Here is a 584-nt window from a genome sequence, read left to right as displayed (position 1 = left end):
CGTCGATCTCCTTGCCGCGGGTGTCGCGCAGGGTGGTGGGGATGCCGGCGGCGTTGAGCCGGTCCACGAACTCGCGCGTCACGTCCTTCTCCGAGGCGGTCCAGATGGAGCCCGGCGTCGGGTTCAGCGGGATCGGGTTCACGTGCACCCAGCCCTTGCCCCGGGCGTTGAGCTTCTTGGCCAGCAGGTCGGCGCGCCACGCGTGGTCGTTCATGTCCTTGATGAGCGCGTACTCGATGGACACCCTGCGCCCGGTGGCCACGAAGTAGTCGTACGCGGCGTCGATCGCCTCGTCCGCCTTCCAGCGCGAGTTCACGGGGATCAGCTCGTCGCGCAGCTCGTCGTCCGGCGCGTGCAGGGACAGCGCGAACGTCAGCGGCACGCCCTCCTCGGCCAGCTTCTGGATGGCCGGCACCAGGCCCACGGTGGACAGCGTGATGTTCCGCGCGGACATGCCCAGGCCCTCAGGCGAGGGGTCCACCATGCGGTGCACGGCGGCCATCACGCGCTTGTAGTTGGCCAGGGGCTCACCCATGCCCATGAACACGACGTTGGTGACGCGGTCGGCGTCGTGCCCGCCATCC

The 584-nt window shown here is 69.5% G+C and carries 1 protein-coding gene; it reads right to left on the bottom strand.

Annotated elements, in window-relative coordinates; all coding sequences use genetic code 11:
- The coding region (locus tag C6558_RS38965) for a radical SAM protein (protein ID WP_146161005.1) at positions 1-584 on the bottom strand (584 nt) is incomplete at both ends.

Origin of the sequence: Ensifer sp. NM-2, assembly GCF_003024455.1 — a bacterium.
Classification (GTDB): Bacteria; Pseudomonadota; Alphaproteobacteria; order Rhizobiales; family Rhizobiaceae; genus Ensifer; species Ensifer canadensis.
The sequence above is the reverse complement of the archived record's forward strand: the minus strand, read 5'-3'. Positions and strand labels throughout refer to the sequence as shown.